This window comes from Rothia nasimurium (assembly GCF_049068285.1).
In the GTDB taxonomy this organism is placed as follows: Bacteria; Actinomycetota; Actinomycetes; order Actinomycetales; family Micrococcaceae; genus Rothia; species Rothia nasimurium_I.
Window position 1 is genome coordinate 21,140 of sequence record NZ_JBLKPV010000013.1, and the last position, 14,904, is coordinate 36,043.

At 62.0% G+C, this 14,904-nt stretch carries 9 protein-coding genes and 1 tRNA gene; 4 read left to right on the forward strand and 6 right to left on the reverse strand.

All coding sequences use genetic code 11. The features are described from left to right. The first annotated feature begins 58 nt into the window (after nucleotides 1-58). On the forward strand, nucleotides 59-1,177 hold the full coding sequence (locus ACMXX3_RS10550) for an ATP-binding protein (RefSeq protein ID WP_421084667.1): 1,119 nt from the start codon (nucleotides 59-61) through the stop codon (nucleotides 1,175-1,177). A gap of 13 nt (nucleotides 1,178-1,190) precedes the next feature. Here the strand turns inward: ACMXX3_RS10550 and ACMXX3_RS10555 are convergent, their stop codons facing one another. Next, nucleotides 1,191-2,075, reverse strand: a complete 885-nt coding sequence (locus ACMXX3_RS10555; protein WP_421084668.1) for a DNA-formamidopyrimidine glycosylase family protein — start codon at nucleotides 2,073-2,075, stop codon at nucleotides 1,191-1,193. Nucleotides 2,076-2,329: 254 nt separating this feature from the next. On the opposite strand from ACMXX3_RS10555, the gene ACMXX3_RS10560 reads away from it, so the two are divergent. Next, entirely contained in the window at nucleotides 2,330-2,473 is a 144-nt protein-coding gene (locus tag ACMXX3_RS10560) for a hypothetical protein (protein WP_421084669.1), read from the forward strand. A gap of 164 nt (nucleotides 2,474-2,637) precedes the next feature. Here ACMXX3_RS10560 and ACMXX3_RS10565 read toward each other — a convergent pair whose 3' ends face one another. The 4 genes from ACMXX3_RS10565 to ACMXX3_RS10580 form a co-directional block, all read right to left on the reverse strand. Continuing rightward, complete coding sequence (locus ACMXX3_RS10565) at nucleotides 2,638-8,463, reverse strand: Lhr family helicase (RefSeq protein ID WP_421084670.1); 5,826 nt, start codon at nucleotides 8,461-8,463, stop codon at nucleotides 2,638-2,640. Nucleotides 8,464-8,614: 151 nt separating this feature from the next. Then, nucleotides 8,615-9,430, reverse strand: a complete 816-nt coding sequence (locus ACMXX3_RS10570) for a DUF4232 domain-containing protein (RefSeq protein WP_421084671.1) — start codon at nucleotides 9,428-9,430, stop codon at nucleotides 8,615-8,617. A gap of 5 nt (nucleotides 9,431-9,435) precedes the next feature. Then, nucleotides 9,436-9,756, reverse strand: a complete 321-nt coding sequence (locus ACMXX3_RS10575; RefSeq protein ID WP_421084672.1) for a 2Fe-2S iron-sulfur cluster-binding protein — start codon at nucleotides 9,754-9,756, stop codon at nucleotides 9,436-9,438. Nucleotides 9,757-10,005: 249 nt separating this feature from the next. Then, nucleotides 10,006-10,081, reverse strand: a tRNA-Arg gene (locus ACMXX3_RS10580). Between the two features lie 448 nt (nucleotides 10,082-10,529). Here ACMXX3_RS10580 and ACMXX3_RS10585 point away from each other — a divergent pair. Both ACMXX3_RS10585 and ACMXX3_RS10590 read left to right on the forward strand, forming a co-directional pair. Further along, a complete protein-coding gene (locus ACMXX3_RS10585) occupies nucleotides 10,530-12,356 on the forward strand; it encodes a phosphoenolpyruvate carboxykinase (GTP) (protein WP_421084673.1) in 1,827 nt (608 codons plus the stop codon). Between the two features lie 302 nt (nucleotides 12,357-12,658). Further along, nucleotides 12,659-14,146 (forward strand): sugar ABC transporter ATP-binding protein, encoded by a 1,488-nt coding sequence (locus ACMXX3_RS10590; protein WP_421084674.1) that lies wholly within the window; start codon nucleotides 12,659-12,661, stop codon nucleotides 14,144-14,146. Nucleotides 14,147-14,336: 190 nt separating this feature from the next. On the opposite strand, the gene ACMXX3_RS10595 is transcribed toward ACMXX3_RS10590, so the two are convergent. After that, complete coding sequence (locus ACMXX3_RS10595) at nucleotides 14,337-14,705, reverse strand: hypothetical protein (protein WP_237188505.1); 369 nt, start codon at nucleotides 14,703-14,705, stop codon at nucleotides 14,337-14,339. Between the last annotated feature and the right edge of the window lie 199 nt (nucleotides 14,706-14,904).

Consider the following 14,904-nt stretch of genomic DNA (forward strand, 5'->3'; position numbering starts at 1 on the left):
TAAAAAATAAGAAAGAATAAGAAAGAATAAGAAAGAATAAGAAAGGTGCGGAAGACCTATGGGTAACCCCTTCACGCCGACCTTTGGCGTTACCCCTCCTCTGCTGGTTGGGCGGGCGCAGCTTCTTGCTGACTTTGAAGACGCTCTTGAGGACGGCCCCGGCGCACCTGCCCGGGCCCTGCTCGTGACGGGGACGCGGGGTTCAGGCAAAACCGTTCTTCTGAACGCCTACGAGGACCTAGCCCTACAACGCGGTTGGGCCGTGGTATCTCTGACTGCCCGCCCTGGCCTCTTGCAGGAACTCAAAGATGAGCGTCTACCCCGTCTGCTTTATGATCTGGGAAAACAAGACGCCCGAAAACTCAACCAAATCGAAGTCAACCTCTTTGGCGTGGGAGGATCTGTCGGGTGGTCAGAGGGTAAGGCGCCTCTGGGCGGTTTACGGTCCCTCCTGTTTGAGGTTGCCGACCTTGCAACAGAGCAGGGTGGGGGCCTCTTGCTCACTGTGGATGAGGCTCATCGTAACGCTCTCGAAGACCTCAGAGTGCTGACACAAGAAGTCCAGCACGCTTTCCGTCAGGGTAAGAACATAGCTTTTATTGCAGCTGGCCTACCCCAGGCCGTCCGCGATTTAACTGGAGATGAGGTGCTGACCTTTCTGCGTCGGGCGGAGCGGGTTACCTTAGGGCCTGTTAATCCGCTCGATATTGAGGAGGCTCTGCAAGGGCCAGCCACGCAATCCGGTAAGCCCTTGAGCGACGAGGCCCTTGCCCTGGCTATTGAAGGTACCGGTGGTTACCCGTTTTTGATTCAGAGCGTCGGATACGAGAGCTGGCGGGCTGCTCGGGCTGATTCAGTAATTGATCGTGCCGCTGCTGAGAGCGGGGTGGCCGCTGCCCGGCGCAGGGTGGGGCACCTGGTACATGAGCCTGCTTTAGCGGGGCTATCTGGCGTAGATAAAAGCTTCCTGGCTGCGATGTCTGTTGACGACGGTCCGAGCAGGATGTCTGATATTGCAGAGAGGCTAGGGAGTACTTCGCAGTATGCAAATACCTACCGGAACCGTTTGATGGGGTATGAGCTTATCGCTTCCTCCCAGCACGGCTATGTGGATTTTACGATTCCTTATCTGCGGGAGTACCTGCGCGAGCATGTTGCTGGTGAACATTTTGCCTAGCCTCGTGGCAGGTTTAGCCCAGTAGTTCCTGGCAGCCGGGGCAGCGGTAGCTGAGGCGGTCGATGTCTTGGTCCCGGATGATGAGGTGGCCGGGGGCGTAGCGGTCGGCGCCGGTTCCGGAGTCTGAGAGGTCTTCTTTGATGATGCTTGCCCCGCACCGGTAGCAGGGGCGGCCTGCGCGTCCGTAGCACCACAGAGGTTCAGCGCTGGTGCGGGTTACCCGGTGAGGACGGTCCCGGTTGGCTTCCAGCAGCAGGCGGGCGGTTTCTACCAGGGTAGCAAGGTCGGGTACGGCCCCCACCGGGGTGCGCGGGTCTATGCCGGTGAGGAAGAGGGTTTCAGCCCGGTAGATTGTGCCGATTCCGGCCAGGTTCCCTTGGTCGAGCAGGGCTGGGCCAATGAGCCGGTCGGGGCGGGCAGCCAGGTTGGCGACGGCCTGCTCCACTGACCAGTCGGGCCCGAGCAGGTCGGGGCCCAGGCGGGCTAGTTTCTGAGTTTCAAGTACTGTAGGGAAGAGGTCGAGCAGGCCTAAATCAAAGCCAACCGCTGCAACCGGTGAGCTGCCGGGGAGTACCTGACCGTGGGCGTCCGTCCGGGCGTTTGCTTGAATGATGGCCCGGGCGGACGTCGCCGGGCGGCGCCAGCGTTCGGGGCGTCCGTCCGCGCCGACCCCGTAGAGGTGCCAGATTCCCTCCATCTTCAGGTGGGAATGGAGGGTCATGTCTCCGATACGCAGGAGTATATTTTTCCCCCGGGCGAGGGCCCCGTGGATGGGCTGGCCGGCGAGGTTGATGTCCCCCAAAGCCGGGTAGCGAAAGTCAGTTTTGTGGGCTGTTCTGGTGGCAAGTGCGCGGTGGAGGTCGCGGGCTTGCCGCCACACGGTATCACCCTCAGGCATGGTCCTCCTTGGAATTTTGGCTAGTTTGTGCTGGCGTGTTGCTGTATGTCGAAAAATTTTTTTCAGAAACTAGATTTCTATTTCCCCTAGTCAAGAGGTGGCATGCCACTATAATGGGGGACAAAATAATACTTTTTAGCGAAAGAATTACCTGAAGTTAACCTTTTGTCCCCCAAGGTGCTGTAAAGTGTAACCCGTTAGATAAATCCATCGGGCGGTCCCCCAGCCGCCTGTCCCCTAGATGGAGGTTAGAAATGAGCATCCTTACCATTCTCTTCGCATTCTTTGCCTACAGCCTGCTGGCCCTGTCAGTTCTTGCCATTGGCGTGCAGGTAGCCCGTTCCGTCCGCGAATTCCGCGCCGGCTACCAGAACCCCGAGCTCTCCCTGAGCTACTAAATCCAAGCCGTAACTATTCAGTTACCTTCTAGAGCTTCTGACTAGCCCCACTGGTTAGGTGGCTCACCCTAGATTTTAGACCCTCCTGCAGTCCCTAGGCAGGAGGGTCTGATTTTTTCTCCTCAGCCCCGCCCCTCCACTCGTGGAAGGGCGGGGTGCGTCGTTTAGTAGTCGCGGCGCATCCGCAGGCCGCGCGGGGTGGTGTAGAAACCGGCAGCCAGCAAGGAGCGGCGCAGGACGCTGACCGGGTGCTCAGTCTCTGGGGCTTCCCCGCTGGTGGCTAGGGGGGCCGGGGAGCTGAGAATGTCAGTTCCGCCTGCGGTTTCGATGACGATTTTGTCGGCAACCCCGAGCCGCACCAGCTGGCCGAGCAAGGGGGCGGCAGCTTCTATGGCTGCCGGGTCGGCGGTGAAGGGCAGCAGGGTTTTGCCGCCGCGTTCTAGGTAGAGGGTGAGCTCTCCGTCGACGAGGACGACAACAGCCCCGGCTTTGCGTCCGGGCTTGTGTTTGAGGGTGCTCCCGCTCTCCCAGGTGACGGGTGCTGGCCAGGGCAGGGCAGCCCCGTAGGGGTTGGCCGGGTCGGTGGCAGCAAGTAGGGTGACCCGGTGGTGGGTGCGGCGTACCGGGGCGTAGGTGGACGTGCCGGTGGCGGCGTCCTGCCCCTCTTCTGCCGCGACGGGGCCGGTGCCGTCTACCGCGCGGAGCCTATCGACGGTAGACGAGGTGGCGAACTGGGCAGCGCCCAGGCCCTCGATGAAGTAGCCGCGGCGGGCCAGGCCCTTCTCTTCGGCAGCTGAGAGGACCCGGTAGACTCCGGCGAAGCCGCCGGGTGTATCTTCAACGGCCACAGCCCCGCGGGTGAGCACCCCGTAGCGGTCCATGAGCAGCTCGGCGCGGGCGGCAGCTGCCACGGTGGGGTCTAGGGTTTCGGGTTCAAGGCGGGCCCAGCGGCCACCGTCAATGGGGGCAACCTGGGCAGAGAGTGCAGGGGCCCGGCCTGTCCCCACCCCGAGCCGGGAGGCAGAGAGGCGGGAGGCCCCGCGGCGGATTCCCACCGACCGGGCCCGGGGAGCAGGGACGGCAACCTTATGGGCAGAGGCTCCACCCGAGATGAGGGCCCGCACCGGGGCGAAGGTATCGCCGGTAACCAGCCCGGCCCAGACCAGGTTCCACAGGGCTGTTGAAATCTCTTGGGCGCTGGGGGGCGTATTTCCTAGGGAGGTGGCCAGCGTTGCCAGCTGGGTCTGAATCTGGGTGAAGAAGAGCCCTCCGGTCAGCAGCTCATAGAGGGCGTTTTCGAGGGCTCCCAGGGCGGCCAGGGCTTCGGTGCGCTCTATCTCATCGGGTAGGGTCAGGGCGGCAGTTTCCCCCAGGTGCAGGCAGATCCAGCCGTCGTCCCCGGTGAGTTGCCCGGAGCCCGTCCAGAGAACGTCCCCGGCGCTCATAGCCGAGTCGAGCAGGGCGGGGCTGTAGTCGCTGATGCGGGCCTTGAGAATAAGAGGCTCAAGGGCTGAAGCGGGCACCCGCACCCCAGCCAGCTGGTCAACGACGGTCAGTAGGCCGTCGTAGCCGCTGAGCATGGCAGTTTCGTCCCGGCGGACGCTCACGGGCTGGGCCGGTGCCCCGAAGGTGCCGGGGGCGGCGGTGGTTTTGGTGACGGCCCAGGAGCCCACATGCTGCCAGGGCGGCAGGAAACGGGCGTAGGTGCCGGGGGTGACCGGTTCGACGTCAGCGCGTAGGGCGGCCAGGGAGCGGGAGCGTAGGGTGCGCAGGACGGAGGCGTCCACCCACTCGGTTCCGGCCAGGAAGCTGGGGTCGGTAGAGCCGGTGCGGGCTGTAGCTAGCTCGGCGCGGAGTTCTTCGGGCAGGAACTCACCGGAGATCACCCGCCGGTCAGCGGCCAGGGTGCGCAGGGCGGTATCGACCACCGAAACACCCAGCGAAAGCGCGGCTGCCGCCTGGGCTGCGGTGAAGGGGGCGTGGGTACGGGCATAGCGGGCCACCAGGTCAAGCAGGGGAGAGTCGACCGGCTCCAGGAAGGCTAGGGGAACCCCGATGGGCAGAGGCACGCCCAGGGCGTCGCGCAGGCGGGCGGCGTCCTCAATGGCGGCATACAGTTCCCGCCCGTGCAGGCGGAAGCGCAGGGCCCGGCCGGCTTTAACTAGGGCCTCAAGGTGGTCGGTGGCTTCAGCTTCGGTCAGGACGCGCTCGCTCGGTTTACCTGCCTCGGTGCCGGGAGCGGGGGCGCTGCCGTCCTTACTGGCGTCCATCTCCGCGTCCTCACCGGTGCTCTGGTCCAGGAGCACCCGCAGGCGGGCGGCAGCCTCGGCAGCAGTTAAGGGGCCGAGTAGGCGCAGCAAGTCAGCGGTTCCCTCGACCCCGCGTAGGCGGTAGCCGGTAGCGGTGCGCTGCAGGCGGGCCTCGGTGGAGCGGATAACGTCCACATCGAGCAGTTCGCGCAGCTCGTCCTTGCCCAGCAGCTCAGCCAGCAGGGTGGGGTCAAGGGCCAGGGCAGCTGCCCGGCGCTCAGCTAAGGGGGAATCGCCCTCATAGAGGAACTGGGCCACATAACCAAAGAGCAGGGTGCGGGCAAAGGGGGAAGGGGTCTCGGTTTCCACCTCGCTGATCCGCACCTTTTTAGCCTCAAGGTCCTTGTGCAGGGCGGTCAGGGCGGGCAGGTCATAGACGTCCTGCAGGCACTCACGGGCAGTTTCCAGTAGAAGAGGGAAGGTTGGGTACTTGCGGGCCACATCCAGGAGCTGGGCTGAGCGCTGACGCTGCTGCCACAGGGGGGTGCGGCGGCCCGGATCCTTGCGGGGTAACAGCAGGGCCCGGGCGGCGTTCTCTCGGAAGCGGGAGGCAAAGAGAGCGGAGTTGCCTACCTTCTCGGTGACAATATCCTCAAGCTCAGCCGGGTCAAAGATAAAGAGGTCAGCGCCGGGTGGCTCGGACTCCATGGCAGGAATCCGCAGCACAATACCGTCATCGGCAGCCATGGCAGAGGCGTTAACCCCGTAGCGTTCCTCAGCCCGGGCGCCGACAGCCAGGGCCCAGGGGGAGTGTACCGGCATACCCAGGGGCGAGTGCAGGATCAGCCGCCAGTCGCCCAGCTCATCGCGGAAACGCTCAACCAGCAGGTGCTTCTCGCTGGGCACCAGGCCGGTGGCAGCTACCTGCTCACCCACATAGGCCAGCAGGTTATCAGCGGCCCACTCACCGAGCCCGATGCCGCGCAGACGGGCGTGGGCGGCACTGGCGTCCTTACTGTTTTCAAGGGCCAGCTCCCGGGTGAAGGTACCCAGGGCCCGGCCTAAATCGACGGGACGGCCTGGGGAATCCCCGTGCCAGAAGGGTAGGCGGCCAGGCACGCCGGGGGCAGGGGTCACAGTCACCCGGTCGTGGGAGATGTCCTCAATCCGCCAGGAGGAGGCACCCAGGGCAATGACGTCCCCGGCCCGGGACTCATAGACCATCTCCTCATCCAGCTCACCCACCCGCTTGGGGGCCTTAGAATCCTCAGCCCCGGCGATAAAAACCGGGAAGAGGCCCCGGTCAGGAATCGTACCGCCGGAGGTCACCGCCAGGCGCTGGGCACCGGGCCGGCCCTCAATCGTCCCCGCGTCCCGGTCCCAGACAATACGGGGCCGCAATTCAGCAAACTCGTCCGAGGGGTACTTACCGGCCAGCAAATCCAGGGTTGCCTCAAAGGCAGCCCTGGGCAGGGTCGCAAAGGGGGCGGTAGCGCGGAGGGCCTCAAACCAGGCCTCCACGCTAATGGGGCCCAGGGCGCAGGCCGCTACAGTCTGCTGGGCCAGAATATCCAGGGGATTAGCGGGAATAGCTAACGGCTCAATCTTCCCCGCCAGCATGCGCTGCACGGTCACCGTGGCGTTCAACAGATCGCCCCGGTGCTTGGGGTAGAGGTAGCCGCGCGACACCTCACCCACCTGGTGGCCAGCCCGGCCGACCCGCTGCAGGCCAGAGGCCACCGAATGCGGGGCCTCCACCTGAATCACCAGGTCAACATGGCCCATATCGATACCCAGCTCCAGAGAACTGGTCGCTACCACACAGCGCAGCTGGCCCGACTTCAGGGCCTCCTCAATTAGGGTGCGCTGGTCCTTCGAGACAGACCCGTGGTGGGCCCGCGCCAGTACCGGCGGCGCCCCGGTAGCCGTCGCCGAGCCCCCCATCATCTGGGCAGGGGGCTGGGTCGAAAGGGGTAAGGACGCCCCCGCCCCCGCCAGTCGCGCGTCATCAGCTTCCAGCCGAGCCGGAGCGTCCTGAGCCAGGGCCTCAGCCAGCACCTCAGCTAAAGCCTTGGGCTCCCCGCCGGTAGCGGCGTAGGTGCGGGCCCCGGTAGCCGCGCTCGCGGTCACCTCACCCAGCTCCCCGCGGGCCTCAAGACGGCCCAGGTAAATCTCATTCAGCCGGGCCGTCAGCTTCTCGGCCAGCCCGCGCGAGTTGGCAAAGACGATAGTGGAGCGATTAGCCTCCACCAAATCCACAATACGCTCTTCCACATGCGGCCAAATCGAGGCCTGGTAGCCCGAAAGGTTAAGGGGGGCAGGAGGCTCACCCCTGCCCTCAGCCGAGGCCACCTCTTCAAAAACCAGAGGGGACGCGCTCGCACCCAGGGTTCTGCCCCCGGCAGGTAGGGGAGAGCCCTGCTCCTCATCTGGGAAAACCCCCACCGCATCCCAAAGGGCCTGCTCAGCAGACTGGCTGGCTACCGGAGAGAGGGCGGCACCAGGTGCAGGCAGGGGAGTATCGAAGTAGCCGCTGGAATCATCTGCAGGGGCCCCCTGGGGGTCTGCTGCCAGGAGGCCGGGCTGGTCCTGCTGGGGCGGGGACGCAGCCGGGCCTGCCATCGGCCGAATGTTCAGGGCATCGGCCAGGGTCGTGCCAGAGGGAAGACTCTCAGACCAGGGGGCGCGGGAGAGCCCCTGGGTCGTATCAGCGAGGGAATCTGTGAGTACAACCCCGTCATCAAAGGTCTGGGAGGAGAACTCGGTGGCATCCAGGGAACGGATCTGCTTGCGGGTACGCTCAGCCAGCTTATCCAGGTAGGCCCCCGAACCAGCCGGGGCAGAAGGAGGGACGGCAACGCTGCCGTCCTCACCCTGATGATCTATCTCATTGACCTGCCCCTGGCCTCCCAGGGTGCTGTTCTGCCCGTAGGCGTTAGACCCACCCAGGGCCGTCATATCGGGAACAGGAACAGAGAGAGTGAGTTCCCATTCCTTCTGCGAGGGCGGGCGCACAATATCAACCGGCACGCTACCGCCCAGAAAACGGGCGACGGTCTCAACCGGCTCAACGGTGGCTGAAAGACCAACGCGCTGGGCAGGGGTCTCAAGGATCTGGTCCAGGCGTTCGAGGGTCACTGCCAGGTGGGCCCCGCGCTTGGTTCCGGCCACGGCGTGAACCTCATCAATAATGACCGTGTGTACCTGGGTCAGGGTCGAGCGGGCCTTGGAGGTCAGCATCAGAAAGAGGGACTCAGGGGTGGTAATGAGAATGTCCGGCGGGTGAGAAATCAGCTGGCGGCGTTCCTTGGCCGGGGTATCACCGCTTCGCACCCCCACCCGCACCTGCGGCGGCTCAAGGCCTAGAGAGCGGGCTGTCTGGGCGATACCGATCAGGGGAGCCCGCAGGTTACGCTCAACGTCTACACCCAGGGCTTTGAGGGGAGAGATATAGAGGACGCGGGTTCCTCCGCCCCCTTTCCCCGGGGAACCGGGGTGATCCCCGCCAGTCGGGGCAGGTCCGTCCTGGCCCTCAAAATGCAGGCGGTCCAGGGCCCACAGAAAAGCGGAGAGGGTCTTACCCGAGCCGGTCGGGGCAACAATCAGGGCATGGCGGCCCGCTGCAATCGCCTCCCAGGCACCAGCCTGGGCGGCCGTCGGCGCAGAAAAAGCCCCCTCAAACCAGCGGCGGGTTGCCGGGGAGAAGAAGGAGAGTGCGCGGGCGGTATCGACAGAGGCCATACCTCCCATTATCCCCCACAAGCCTGCCCGGGGCGGGACACCCTTTTGTCCTAGTAACCCCTCAAGCTGCAGGGCGTGGAGCTCACCTGCCAAAGCCCGGTTAAAGCAACCGGCCCCCACCTTTGGGGTGAGGGCCCAGGGCCAGGAGGGTTTAGGGGGCTGCACCCACTGCACCCACGGAAAGCTGGGATACGGCGCTATTAGAGCAGGCTTCAGCGGCAAAAGCCATGACCAGGGGCTGGGAGGAGCCGGGGGCCTGCACTGAGTAACCTGCAGCTGAAACGCTCTGGCAGGTTTCGCCGTAGAGCTGGGCGTGGGTTTCTCGCAGGGTAGCTCGGATAGAGGAGCCGGGGGCAAGAACCCCACCGGTTGATGACCACTCGGTGGCATTGGCCGCAGGGGCACCAATCTGCTTGCCGGAGGCGTCAACATAGTGGACAGAGGGGTATCCGCTCATCACACACCGGCTGGTGCCGGTGTTGGTAAAGGTGAGGTCGATGTAGCGGGAACCGGCTGCCCCCTGGGTGGCGGCAGCTTCAACGTAGAGCTGGCCGTAGTCACAGATTGCAACTCCGGCAGCTGAACTGCTCCCGGGGCTGGGCACCGGCTGTACCGTAGTGGTCGGCTCGGTGGGTTCGACAGTGATGACGGTGCCCCGCGGGGGCGCAGGTTCCGTTGAGGTTTCAACAGAAGGCTGCTGTTCAGTCACCACCGGGGGAGCCGGGCTGCTAGGGGTTGCTGCAGCTGCAGATGCTGGTGCAGTTGCCTGGACGCTCGGGGCGGCGGAGCTGGCAGAGGGGGTGTCGGTAGTCGACTGGGCTGTTTCGCTGCTGGTGGCGGCGGCCTGGGTGCTTGCGTTAGCGGTGCTGCTGGACGCTTCGTGGGAAGTGGGGGAAGTAGCGCTACAGCCTGCAAGCAGGAGGCTGGCACCTAGCGCAAGGAGGGGGAGGATGTGCTGAGTGCGCATAGGGTTTACATTCCGGGCTGCAGGGTAACCTGAGCGCCGTCCATTCCTTCTGAGTATTCGGTCTGGCAGCTGAGGCGGGAGCATTCGTTGGCGATATCGTCGATCATGTCGAGCAAGTCTTCTTCTGCTTCTTCGCGGGGCAGGGAGGCTTCGATGTGGTCGGGGTCGATGAATGCGTGGCAGGTAGCGCATGAAGCGTTACCGCCGCAGGTTGCAAGCACGGGGAAGCCAGCGGCGAGGACGGCTTCAAGCATGGTCTGGTGAGGTTCCCAGGTGACGTCCTTGGTGGTGCCGTTTTCGTCGGTGACGTTGATGTTGATGCTCAATTGTTTCTCCTGTGCTGTGCGGCCCCGGCCTGGGGCCTGAGCGGTGAGACGTTCTTCGTCCTCCCCTATTTTAGGGCTGAGGACGAGCCTGTCCCCTCTTTTGTGGTGAAAACTACGGGGGAGGGGGTGCCGGAACTGTTCATGTGCGGCAGTGGGGCCTCCACCTGGGCACGTCATTCCGGTGTATATCGGATGGCCCTTAGGGGGAGCATGAAAAAACCGGCCTTCCGAAGAAGACCGGCTTTCTAGTGGTGCGCCCGAAGGGATTCGAACCCCCAACCTTCTGATCCGTAGTCAGATGCTCTATCCGTTGAGCTACAGGCGCATCATGCAGTGACCGGCTGTGTCAGCCCGTCGCGGCAACAGGTAATACATTACGCGGGTTTTGGTGGGGGTGCAAATCGAAATAGAGTGACTGTGCTCTCAAAATCCTGTGGGGGAGGTCTTCTTCCCTGGAATATCAAGGGAAAAAGGGATTGATGTGAGGTGAAATAATTTTTTGAGGCAGGGGGGAGGGGGCCTTGGGCGGCCCAGACGGGTTGGGTGTGACGAAATATTTGTGTCTGAATGCAGAAAAAGAGGCTGAAGGTCTGTACTCTAGGTGTTACACGATGAAGTGAAGGTGCATTGCACGAACGCGTTTATTCATTGATATGGGTGGCGCGTTTTTCTGTTTGTACCTCTTCCGGAAGGGAGGGGCAGGCGGGGCAGTGCGCTCCTACTTCCGGCACAGTGGAGTGCCGAAGTAGCCGAACAATAAGGGGAAGCGTCAGATGACTGACATTTCAAAAGACAAGGTAATTGCACAGGCACCTACCACCCATGCAGAGCTGCTGCAGTGGGTTGCTGATATCGCTGAGATGACCCAGCCCGATTCAATCTACTGGGCTGACGGTTCTCAGGAGGAGTACGACCGCCTGGCAGCTGAGCTGGTTGAGGCTGGTACCTTCCGTAAGCTGAGCGACCACGAGTTCCCGAACTCCTACGTTGCCTTCTCTGATCCCGACGATGTTGCTCGTGTTGAAGAGCGCACCTTTATCTGCTCCAAGACAGAGGACGGCGCAGGCCCCACCAACAACTGGCGGGACCCTGAAGAGATGAAGCAGACCCTCACCGGCCTCTTTACCGGCTCTATGCGGGGCCGCACCATGTACGTCATTCCCTTCGTGATGGGTTCTGTGGACGCAACCAACCCTAAGTTTGGTGTTGAGATCACCGACTCCGCCTACGTCGTCTGCTCAATGCGCATTATGGCTACGATCGGTAGCGAGGTGCTCAAGAAGATGACCGACACCGAGGCTTTCTTCGTCAAGGCCCTGCACTCAGTGGGTGCTCCCCTGGAGCCCGGCCAGAAGGACGTTATCTGGCCCTGCAACCCTGAGAAGTACATTGTTCAGTTCCCCGAGGACCGGGAAATCTGGTCCTTTGGTTCCGGCTACGGTGGTAACGCCCTGCTGGGTAAGAAGTGCTACGCCCTGCGTATTGCCTCAGCAATGGCCCACGATGAGGGCTGGATGGCTGAGCACATGCTCGTCCTGAAGATGACCAACCCTGAGGGTCGCAGCAAGTACATCTCTGCTGCCTTCCCCTCTGCCTGCGGTAAGACCAACTTCGCCATGATGGATCCGACCATTGACGGCTGGAAGGCTGAGATGGTGGGCGACGATATCGCCTGGATTGAATTCCGCGACGGCAAGCCTTTTGTGGTCAACCCCGAAGCCGGTCTCTTTGGTGTCGCCCCGGGCACCGGCTGGTCCACCAACCCCAACGCCATGCGCGCTATTGCCAAGGGCAACACTATTTTCACCAACGTCGCCCTGACTGACGACAATTCCGTTTGGTGGGAGGGCAAGACCGATGAGGTCCCCGAGCACCTGATTGACTGGCAGGGTAATGACTGGACGCCTGAATCTGGCCGTCCGGCTGCCCACCCCAACTCCCGCTTCTGCACCCCGATTTCACAGGCAGACATGCTGGCTGAAGAGTACTACGCTCCGGACGGTGTGCCCCTCTCAGCTATCATCTTCGGTGGCCGCCGCAAGACCACCGTTCCCCTAGTGGCTGAGGCCTCCAGCTGGGAGCAAGGCGTCTTCCGAGGCGTTACCCTCTCTTCCGAGACCACCGCTGCCGCCAAGGGTGCGGTGGGTGTGGTCCGTCGTGATCCCATGGCCATGCTTCCCTTCATCGGCTACAACGCCGGTGACTACATCCAGCACTGGATCGACCTGGGTAAGAAGCATGGCGAAGAGAACATGCCCAAGATCTACTACGTCAACTGGTTCCGCCGCACCCCCGACGGTGGTTTCGCCTGGCCTGGCTTCGGTGAGAACTCCCGCGTGGTCAAGTGGATTTTTGACCGCCTGGACGGCAAGGCTGGAGGCGAGGAAACCTTCCTCGGCCTTGTCCCCTCAAAGGGTGACTTGGACCTGACCGGCCTCGATATTTCAGACGCGGAACTTGAGGCAGCCTTGGCTGTTAGCCGCGATGAATGGGCTGCTGAACTGCCCGGGATTGACGAGTGGCTGACCTTCCTCGGGGATAAGGTTCCGGCTGAAGTGAAGGCCCAGCGTGATGCCCTGGCCGCTGAATTGGCGGGCTAAAAGCGGGCAGAGAGTGCTCATTAGGGTTCTCCTCTTACAGTGAGTGCTAGGAGGGAGGTTGCCACCTGTACAAGGGTGCAGGCAGGTGGCCTCCCTCCAGCTTTTTAAGGAAAGCGGGATAGACCCCAAAGAGTGGACGAAAAGCTGACTTAAGATTCGGTAGAATACTTAAGAATGGCTGAATATTGTGTAGCCCTCGTGCCTCCCCCCGCGCGTCTCACCGGTTAGCCACCGCGAATAGTGAAACGTGCGGCACGACCCCTCGGGTTGCTCACTCGCATTGTTTGGAAGGAAAAACTACAGTGGGAAATTTGCTGAGCGTTAAGAACCTCACCAAGAACCACGAGCATCTTCGTGCCCTGAAGGGCGTGAACCTTGAAGTTGCTGCCGGTGAGATCGTAGGTCTTCTCGGCGAAAATGGTGCAGGAAAGTCAACTTTCCTGTCGATTCTGGGCGGTTGGGACCGTCCCGGTGGAGGCACCATCACCCTGGGCGGTAAGAAGTACGCCCCCCATACTCCTGAAGAGGCTCTCGCCGCTGGCGTTGGCTCTATCCGTCAGAAGTTCAAGGTTGACCCTGACCTCACCGTAGCTCAGGCGATCTTCCGCTCAACTGAACACGCTGGCGAAGCTGAAGACAAGCTTGTTGCCCGTGCCCAGGAACTGCTCTCAGAAATCGGCCTGAACGTGGATCCCCGCGCTAAGATGGGCGATTTGGTTCGCGCCGAGCAGGCTCTGGTTGAGGTCGTCCGCATGGAAGCTGAAAATACCCAGCTGGTGCTGATGGACGAGGTTGCTGCAACCTTCAACGATTATGAGATTTACCAGTTGCATGAGGTCACCCGTAAGCTGGCTGCTGAGGGTCGTGCGATCATCTACATCACCCACCGTATTGATGAAATCCGGTCCCTGGCGAATCGCGCGGTCATCCTCTCTGGCGGTGTGATTGACACCGAAATCAACCCCGGCACGATGACTGCCGAGGAAATCGCCTACAAGATGTTCAACCGTGAAATCGCCCTGGGTGGCCGCCCCGAAACTTACGAGGCTGATGACGCTAAGCTGGTTATTGAAAACCTGACCAGCTCTAAGGGTTCCCTGAATAAGGTCTCCTTCTCTGTTGGCCGGGGTGAAATCTTTGGTCTGACCGGTATGCGCCGTTCAGGTATTAACGAGGTTGCCGCAGCCCTGGTGGGTGTTGATGAGACCGCTAAGTTTGGCACCCTGAAGATTGACGGCAAGGACGTCACCATCGGCTCTCCTGAGGATTCCGTTGCCCACGGCATCGGCTACCTCTCCGATAATGATGACGAGCTGGGCCTGGCCAACGAGCGCTCCATTGCAAAGACCCTGATGGAGAATGCGGGCCTGAAGGAAAGCCCTGATGGCTTCCTGCATGAGGTTTCTGCCCTGCGTGAGGTCGCTGAGCAGATCCAGAAGCTCCGCATCAAGACCACTAACATCCAGGGTGAGGTCGGCAAGCTCTCCGGCGGTGACCAGCAGAAGGTTGCTCTGGCCCGCTGGATGACCACCGATTGTGAAATCCTGATTCTGAACCACCCCACCCGTGGCATTGACGTCAGCGCCAAGAGCGAGATTTACAAGATGCTGGTTGAGCTGACCGAAAAGGGCACCTCCATCATCCTGATAGGTTCAGATATGTCTGAGCTGATCGGCCTGTGCAACCGCATTGCCGTGATGCGCTCCGGTGAGCTGGTTTCTGTTCAGCAGAACAAGGCCGCTACCGAAGACACCCTGATGGGTGAGGCCCTGGGCGAGGATATCGTCTAGGAGGTCTCTTAGACTGCTGAAGCCCCCGTCCTGCCCTCTGAAGGGCTGGGCGGGGGCTTTCTCTCTAATCTGCCCGGTTGGCGCTGGCCGGTGCCCCGGTCTTGTGGGGCCGGGTAAAAGTCAAGGGGGCCCGGTCGGAATAACCGACCGGGCCCCCTTGAGTGCTAAAGCCTTATCTACCGTGTAGGACTTACAGGGAGATACGAGCTGAGATTGCGTTCAGCTTGTGGCGGGCCAGAGCCAGGTTAGCGGTGTTGCGGTCCAGTACCAGGTAGACGAAGAGACCTGAGGTTTCTGAAGCGTTCAGAACGTTGATCAGGTGGTACTGGGAGGAGAGGGTGATCATGATGTCCTCGATGTTGCCGTTGAGGCCGAGGTCGTTCATGGTCTTGAGCTTGGCACGTACTACGTTGGAGTTACCAGCTGCAGCAACGGTCAGGTCGAAGCCGGGTGAGCCACCGGAAGCCAGTGCCATGCCGGAGGAGATGTCAACGAGTGCTGCACCGGTTGCGCCTTCGATGGAGAGGAGTTCCTGGATGGAGGTATCAAGCTGTGACAAGATAATTCCTTATGTCTGGATCCGAGCCCGTTCCGGGGTGTGCCGCGGGCTGGAGCGGTGGGTGCGGTTAGCCTGACCTTCTGCCGGAGCTTTGTGCTGCGGCATGGGGTGTGCGCCCGCGAGTGTTTACTTTATCAATACTACTCCCACAAACCCCCAACTGCTAAGAATAGACTTCTTGGTGTGCCGTGTGAGCCGT

Excerpts from the sequence above, each read along its gene's own strand:
- ACMXX3_RS10550 (WP_421084667.1), top strand. The coding sequence starts at position 59 with ATGGGTAACCCCTTCACGCCGACCTTTGGCGTTACCCCTCCTCTGCTG.
- ACMXX3_RS10555 (WP_421084668.1), bottom strand. The coding sequence starts at position 2,075 with ATGCCTGAGGGTGATACCGTGTGGCGGCAAGCCCGCGACCTCCACCGC.
- ACMXX3_RS10560 (WP_421084669.1), top strand. The coding sequence starts at position 2,330 with ATGAGCATCCTTACCATTCTCTTCGCATTCTTTGCCTACAGCCTGCTG.
- ACMXX3_RS10565 (WP_421084670.1), bottom strand. The coding sequence starts at position 8,463 with ATGGCCTCTGTCGATACCGCCCGCGCACTCTCCTTCTTCTCCCCGGCA.
- ACMXX3_RS10570 (WP_421084671.1), bottom strand. The coding sequence starts at position 9,430 with ATGCGCACTCAGCACATCCTCCCCCTCCTTGCGCTAGGTGCCAGCCTC.
- ACMXX3_RS10585 (WP_421084673.1), top strand. The coding sequence starts at position 10,530 with ATGACTGACATTTCAAAAGACAAGGTAATTGCACAGGCACCTACCACC.